This window comes from uncultured Shewanella sp. (assembly GCF_947495455.1).
Classification (GTDB): Bacteria; Pseudomonadota; Gammaproteobacteria; order Enterobacterales; family Shewanellaceae; genus Shewanella.
This window is the reverse complement of sequence record NZ_CANLZC010000161.1, coordinates 1-8,089: the sequence shown is the minus strand read 5'-3', so window position 1 is coordinate 8,089 and position 8,089 is coordinate 1. Positions and strand designations below refer to the sequence as shown.

Annotated in this window: 5 protein-coding genes; 2 read left to right on the top strand and 3 right to left on the bottom strand. The window is 40.4% G+C overall.

All coding sequences use genetic code 11. From position 1 onward, the window contains the following. Positions 1-609 precede the first annotated feature (609 nt). Positions 610-1,206 carry a Yip1 family protein gene (locus Q0791_RS23765; RefSeq protein ID WP_299011745.1) on the top strand — a complete coding sequence of 199 codons (597 nt, stop codon included), beginning with the start codon at positions 610-612 and terminating at the stop codon, positions 1,204-1,206. Between the two features lie 218 nt (positions 1,207-1,424). Here the strand turns inward: Q0791_RS23765 and glnS are convergent, their stop codons facing one another. From glnS to Q0791_RS23750, 3 genes are all read right to left on the bottom strand, one after another. Then, positions 1,425-3,128, bottom strand: coding sequence for a glutamine--tRNA ligase (gene glnS, locus Q0791_RS23760; protein ID WP_299011744.1), 1,704 nt, complete (start codon positions 3,126-3,128; stop codon positions 1,425-1,427). Between the two features lie 166 nt (positions 3,129-3,294). Beyond that, positions 3,295-5,601, bottom strand: a complete 2,307-nt coding sequence (feoB, locus tag Q0791_RS23755) for a Fe(2+) transporter permease subunit FeoB (RefSeq protein WP_299011743.1) — start codon at positions 5,599-5,601, stop codon at positions 3,295-3,297. Further along, on the bottom strand, positions 5,594-5,833 hold the full coding sequence (locus Q0791_RS23750; RefSeq protein WP_299011742.1) for a FeoA family protein: 240 nt from the start codon (positions 5,831-5,833) through the stop codon (positions 5,594-5,596). Before Q0791_RS23750 ends, feoB begins: the two co-directional genes overlap by 8 nt. Positions 5,834-6,209: 376 nt before the next feature. Here Q0791_RS23750 and panP point away from each other — a divergent pair, with 376 nt between their 5' ends. Then, on the top strand, positions 6,210-7,862 hold the full coding sequence (gene panP, locus Q0791_RS23745) for a pyridoxal-dependent aspartate 1-decarboxylase PanP (protein WP_299011741.1): 1,653 nt from the start codon (positions 6,210-6,212) through the stop codon (positions 7,860-7,862). The last annotated feature ends 227 nt before the right edge of the window (positions 7,863-8,089 follow it).

The window sequence follows — 8,089 nt, the reverse complement described above, 5'->3', positions numbered from 1 at the left end:
TGATTGATTAATCTTGGTCGAAAGATCTGATCACAAAGAGGGCTGTTAGTTCAATTTCTTATCCCGAGTTCAGGTTAATTAGTGTAAATAGTTAGTACAAATAATGATGCTGATCGCAGGAGCTCACAACAACAGTGTTCAATCAACAGCTGAGACGAGTTTTCAGGTAAAGCCCCTTTTTGGATCTATGCTTCAGTCGTGCTGCGGTTTAAAAAATCCATGATTGGAACAAGTAAAGATTGGGTCGACACAGTTATAAAATCTCAAGAATCTAATGCAACATAGATGCGACTTTACCCGTAAATACGCATCTTCCCTATGACTTAATCAGGTTTATTGCTTTTATTTTATTAAAAACATGAAATGACACTAACACAATAAGAAGCCTTATAAATACTTACTTTTTGTATGGGTATTAACACTCGATTTATATGAATATGGCGTGACTTCACTCACTTCAAGACTTGACATCGATCACACTTTGTTTAATTAATAATCATAGAGCTGTAACAGGTTCGTCTATGTCTTAGGTTATTCTCCCCTGTGTAAACAAACCTTAGATATAGCAGTTTGACGAGCATCCTTAAATGCTAGGCAAAGGTGATCATCATGATTTTAAATCATTTAATGGGGCTATATACGCATCCAAAAGAAGAGTGGCACACAATAGAAAAAAACCATGAATCCTTTAAAAGTAGCTTGAGCCATATCTTGCTCATTGCACTTATTCCTGTTATTTGCACTTATATTGCCGCTACACACATAGGCTGGGATCTCGGGATCGGGCAGAGACATTTTTTAACCGTACGCAGTGCGTTTTTTATGAGTTTCTCCATGTATTTAGGTTTACTTGCAGGTGTCTTTATTCTCGCTTACCTGATTTTTTGGATGGCCAACACCTTTGATGCCAAACCAACTTACACCCAATCATTAGAGCTCGCCGCTTATACGGCCACTCCGGTCTTTATGGTGGGCTTTGCCTGCTTATTCCCTGTCCTTTGGTTTATCATGATCATCGGTCTCATCGGGCTTAGCTATTCTATTTATTTGTTGTTTACAGGTATCCCCATCATCATGAATATTCATGAAGATAAGAGTATTGTTTACACCCTATCAGTACTCACCGCAGGTTTTATACTGTTAAGTGCGTTAATGGGAACCAGTGCCCTTTTATGGAGTTGGGGTCTAGCACCTGTGTATCATTAAAGATAAACGAATAAACTATGTTACTTAAAGAACCACTATGGAATATTCATTGACTGAGATTCAATCAAGCTAGGTTTATTCCTTGTGACTCACCATGTAACAGACGCATTGCACTTGCAATAAAATTGGAGGCTAGCACCTGCGTATCAATAAGCATAAAAAAACCGACAAGGTTGATTATCTCTACCTTACCGGTTTTTTGATTCGAAAAACTTATATTACGGAGAAGTATTCCATGAAATATCTAAAGTGGATTTAACTGTTTCCCTTAACGGTACCGTCAAGTTAAAGACTAAATGCTCAGGGCTTGAATCTTGGTTATCTGCACAAAAGTAACCTTCACGTTCAAATTGATAAGCTTTTTCGACTTCCGCATTGATTAAGTTTGCCTCAACCACACCTTGCTTAATAATCAGTGAATTAGGATTAAGCACATCCTCAACCTTATCACAAGCAGCCGGGTTCGGATCAGTAAATAATCTATCATAAATACGAAACTCTGCCTCTTTAGCCGTGCTAGCTTCAACCCAATGGATCACCCCTTTCACTTTACGGCCATCACTGGGGTTTTTACCTAATGTATCGGCATCATAAGTACAATAAATGGTGGTTACATTGCCTTCATCATCTTTATCACAACGCTCAGCTTTAATCACATAGGCGTTACGCAAGCGAACTTCTTTACCTTGTACTAAGCGCTTATACTTTTTATTGGCCTCTTCACGAAAATCATCGGCATCAATAAAGATCTCACGGCTAAAGGCCAAAGATCTTTTACCCATTTCTTCAATATTAGGATGCACAGGCGCCATGATCTCTTCGACTTTATCTTCAGGATAATTCTCGATGATGATTCTAATCGGATTGATCACCGCCATCGCACGTGGCGCATGAGCATTAAGCTCTTCACGAAGGCAGGCATCAAGCATAGCCACTTCAACCATGTTTTCTTGTTTCGTCACCCCGATACGCTGACAAAACTCACGGATCGACGCGGCGGTATAACCTCGACGACGAAGGCCTGCAATTGTCGGCATACGCGCATCATTCCAACCTGATACCACATTATTCACAACGAGATCATTAAGCTTGCGTTTCGACATTAATGTGTATTCAAGGTTTAAACGTGAAAACTCGTATTGGCGAGTACGATTATCAAGGTTAAAATCATCTAAATGATCTAATACCCAATCGTACAAACGACGATTATCTTGAAATTCCAATGTGCATAATGAATGCGTGATATTCTCAATCGCATCAGAAATACAATGAGTAAAGTCATACATAGGATAAATACACCACTTATCCCCTGTTTGATGATGATGAGCAAAACGCACTCGATAAATAATAGGATCGCGCATGCACATAAAAGGTGAGGCCATGTCAATCTTCGCCCTCAATGCACACTCACCTTCTTTAAATTCACCTAGACGCATTTTTTCAAATAAGGCTAAGTTTTCTTCAACGCTGGTATCACGATAAGGACTGTTCTTACCCGGCGCTTTTAATGTTCCTCTGTACTCACGTGTCTCTTCGCTATTAAGAAAGCACACATAAGCTAAATTTTTCTTAATAAGCTCTAACGCATATTGGTACAGCTTATCAAAATAATTTGATGAGTAACGGATCTCTCCTGCCCACTGAAAACCCAGCCATTGCACATCTTCCTGAATAGAATGCACATAATCTATGTCTTCTTTTTCAGGGTTAGTATCATCAAAACGTAAATTACATTGACCTTGATAATCCTGTGCAATGCCAAAATTGAGGCAAATTGATTTAGCATGACCAATATGCAAATAGCCGTTTGGCTCAGGCGGAAAACGAGTATGCACTTGTGTATGCTTACCCGTTTCAAGATCTTCATCTATGATATTACGAATGAAGTTACTCGGACGTACTTCGGTGTCCACTTGACTCATGGAATTCCTCTCAAGGACAGGGTTAAAAGTTAAAAAAGCATGATCCTACAGATCACCTCGAGATACAACGCTCCACGCTGAAAAATAACGATTATCGTAAAAAATAATCAAATCTAATGTAAAAAGCAGCGAATACACGCTGCTTTTTTTATCACTTTGTCCAAAATTAGTCAGTGATCACTTTCACATTTGGAATAATACTCTGTGCTTTTCGACCCTGTTGCTTTAACCAAAAGTAAAAAATCACTAAGGCGCCAATGAAAAATCCACTCCAAAACAAGGATTGCAGTGGATGCTGTGCCATAGTCGCTAACTGATAAAACACAGTCGCAGTGCCGTAAGCGAGGGCAAATGTCCAAGTCGCTGCAAAAAGTGCCCAGCGAGGACCAAACTCATTGACCATTGCCCCCATCGCCGCCACACAAGGTGTGTACAGCAAAATGAAGAGTAAATAAGCAAACGCAGCAATCAAGGTTGGAAAACCCGACTTGAGTGCAACAAAGGTATGTGTGCTAACAGATTGCTCTTGCGCTGCAGAATTCATCGATGACACATCTCCCACCGACATCGATAAGGGATCTTCTAAGGATATACCAAATAAGTTAGCCGGAATCGTCGCTAATGCTTCTTTAAACGACTCAAATAAAGGCGTTAACGTCTCATCAGTATCGCCTCCAGAATATAAACTGTTTAATGTTCCCACCACAGCTTCTTTAGCAAAAAGGCCTGTAATAATCCCTACCGTTGCGGGCCAATTCTCTTTCTCTATTCCCATAGGTGAGAAGAAAGGCGTGACCTTTTGACTGACCACACTCAGTACAGACTCTGCACTGTCTTGATGGTTAAAGCTACCATCGGTACCAATTGAATTAACAAAATTCAATAAGGTCACCACAATCACAATGGTTTTACCCGCGCCTTTGATAAAACTTTTCGTCCGCTTTCCGGTTCGATTCATAACAGTGCTAAACTTGGGTCTTTCATAGCTTGGCAGCTCCATCACCACAGCACTGCTTGAGCCCGGTAAAATGGTCGAACGTAATAGTAACCCAGTACCAATCGCAGCAATGATACCAATAATATACAAACCAAAAACTAAATTTTGTCCCGTATGAGGAAAAAACGCCGCGGCAAATAATGCATAAACCGGCAAACGCGCACCACAAGACATAAAAGGCGTCATTAAACCGGTGACAATTCGCTCACGCTCGCTGCCTAATGTTCGGGTTGACATAATGGCGGGCACAGAGCAACCAAACCCCACAATCATAGGCACGAATGCTCGCCCGGGCAATCCTATACGACGCATGAGACCATCTACAACAAAAGCCGCTCTTGCCATATAGCCTGAGCCTTCTAATATGGATAACATGAGAAATAACGCGGCAATCACAGGAATGAAGGTCGCCACCGTTTGAATACCTTGGCCTATGCCCCCCGCTAAAATTGTCACTAACCATGCGGGTGTTCCCATCCCCTCAAGCAAGGCACCAAAGTGATCGACAAATACCGCCCCAGCGGTAATATCAAAAAAATCAATAAACGCACTGCCCACATTAATACTGACCATAAACAATAAATACATGACCAAGAGAAATATAGGGATCCCTAACAAAGGATGTAGCACCCACTTATCTAATTTATCGGTTAAGGTTTCCTGTTGCTCGCTGATAACTGAACGAGTAAAAACCTGCTCAACAAAATTAAATCGCGTCGTCGCAAGAGAAATTTCAATATCTTCATTGGATAAACCAGTGGTATTGTGCGCGCCTTCGTCGTTCCTATTGGTCGGCGCAGATTGAGGAGTACTATTACAGCTTTTATGACTTGTAGATTGACTAGCCAACTTAGCTAATGCTTCCCCTCGATTCAAGGATGAAGTGTGCGCCAAAATTTGGCTAATTTGCGCTTCTAATGCTTGGCCATAATCAAGCATTAAAGGCGATTTTGATACTTGTCCTTTTAATAATGCGACCACTTGAGATTTGACTTTGATGATATCTTTTGCATCTCGAGAACAAACCGCAACGACAGGGCAACCTAAAGCAGCACTCATTTGCTTTACATTAATATCAATCCCACGTGCTAGGGCCACATCAATTTTATTGAGTACCACAACCATAGGGATCCCCAATTCGCGCAATTGCACTGTCAAATAAAGGTGCCGCTCTATATTCGTTGCATCCACAAGATTAATAATGCCATCCATCTTTTCATTGGCTAAATATACTTGCGCAATTTGCTCATCCAAAGAGCAATCGCAACTGTTTCCTGCAGGAAGTAAATCGTAAACGCCCGGTAGATCAGTCAAATAAATATCAGTGTTTTCTAAGGTAAAAAGGCCTGTTTTCTTTTCAACCGTCACGCCTGACCAATTACCGACTTGCTGATTAGCGCCCGTTAATGCATTAAAGAGTGTTGATTTACCCGCATTAGGATTGCCAACAGTGACACAATGAAATTCTTTAGTCATGGGCTTTTTCTACCTCAATGATGTTAGCTAAATCGTGTCTCATGCATAATTTACTGCCACGTAAATCTAGCTCTAACCCCGAGCCCATAGGCGCACGACGGATCAAAGAAAAACGTGTATTAGGTGTGATCCCCATAGAAAGCAATTTTCGTTTGACCGTCAGCGGCAAAGACATCTGCCCAACAATGGAGATAATGGCATTATCCCCTGGTTTTAATTCACTTAACTTCATGACATATATCCCTTTATAAGCGCACGAATGATAAAAACTTCATCGCGAAATGAGGAGTAAGAGTAGGCCTAATTCAACCTCAATAATGTATCAAAATATCTATCTATAATAAGCTATTATCCGCTTTATTCAGCTTAAAAACAAATGAAATAGTAATCATTATCAATTATAACATTCACATTACATTGTAAGATGAATGTTATAATCCAAAAACTTGGAATAAAATAAAAACCGTAAACATAATCAATTCATTTGCCTTCATTTATCACTTGATGCACTCTACACCATACAGTAAAGTGAGCTCCCATTTTAACAGGCATAGCATCATACTTAATGCCGTTAATCCAGTTTGATAGGTATAGAGATAGTAAGAGTCATGACATTCAAACGCGCCACAGCATCAGAAGATGCCCTTTTACGCATTTTTACCTTGCCTGAAGCCCCTGATTCAACACTGAGCGTGATAGAACAAAACCTATCTCGTGATTTGATGGGCTTTTTAAAGGACAGTATTGTAGCAATAGAAAAACCACTCTCTGAAATTGAACGTGATTTTCAGCAATACCAAATTCCAGAAATGCCGCAATTTGTCTCCGATTATACCGATGAGATTATGAAAAATTTGGTGGCGCATTCGGTACATACCTCATCACCTAGCTTTATTGGACATATGACCTCCGCTTTACCTTATTTTGTATTGCCTTTATCTAAAATGATGGTGGGGTTAAATCAAAATCTGGTTAAAATAGAAACGTCAAAAGCCTTTACTCCTCTTGAACGACAAGTACTGGGCATGATGCACCACCTCGTTTATCAACAAAATGATAATTTTTATCAAAGCTGGATGCACAATGCTAATGATTCTCTTGGGGCTTTTTGCTCAGGAGGAACCGTTGCCAATATTACGGCCTTATGGACAGCCCGAAACCAGCTATTAAAAGCCAATGGTGATTATAAAGGTATTGCCGCCCAAGGTCTGATGAAAGGGTTACGTCATTATGGTTATGAAGATATCGCTATTTTAGTCTCTACACGTGGGCATTACTCTTTAGGCAAAACGGCTGATTTATTAGGTATTGGCCGAGAAAATATCATTCAGGTACCTGTTGATCACAATAATAAAGTTGATGTCAGTGCCATGCGTACTATTGCCCTCAAACTTCAGTCATCAAATATTAGAGTGATGGCCATTGTGGGTGTCGCTGGTACCACTGAAACCGGTAATATTGATCCCCTTAATGAACTGGCAGATCTTGCTGAAGAACTCAATTGTCATTTTCATGTGGATGCAGCTTGGGGAGGCGCTTCTTTATTATCAAATCGCTATCGGCACTTACTCAGTGGAATAGAGCGTGCGGATTCCGTCACCATTGACGCTCATAAACAATTATACGTGCCCATGGGGGCTGGCATGGTGCTCTTTAAAGATCCTACCTTTGCCAATGCCATAAAACACCATGCTGAATATATTTTACGTCAAGGTTCAAAAGACTTAGGAAGCCAAACACTGGAAGGTTCACGACCGGGTATGGCCATGCTTGTGCATGCCTGTTTACAAATTATTGGTCGAGATGGTTACGAAATGCTGATTAATAACAGTCTAGAAAAGGCCCGTTATTTTGCTAAGCTTATCCACCAAGAAAACGACTTTCAACTCGTTAGCGAACCTGAGCTGTGCTTATTAACCTATCGATATGTACCAAAACAAGTGCAACGCGCTATAGAAAACGCTCAAAAAATTAAAGATATAGATACGTTAGCAAGCATTAATCAGCTACTTGATAGCCTCACTCAATGGATTCAAAAGCAACAAAGAGAACAAGGGATCTCATTCGTTTCCCGCACCCGTATTCAAGCCGAACCTTTAATTAATAGCCCTTCTATTGTCTTTCGTGTGGTGTTGGCCAATCCGTTAACCACCCATGACATTCTAAAGGATGTATTAGCTGAGCAAATCAGTATTGCGAAGCAAAACACACAATTTTTACCTAAGCTATTAACGCTCACCAATAGCCATAATGAACCATAACGGAACAGCTTTCCCCTTTCAAAGAGCAGGTGTCAGTCAAGTACTGGTACCTGTAATGCCTTAGCTGTAATACTCATCGCTCAATCCCTCTTTTTATTCTACTCAGCTTACCAACTTCACTGCCTCACACTGCGCGGCAGGATATAGTTTAATACTTAAAGATCCCCTCATATTTTTATTCTAAATAATCCCGAAGACATTGCGATAAATAAGATGGTTCTTCATAT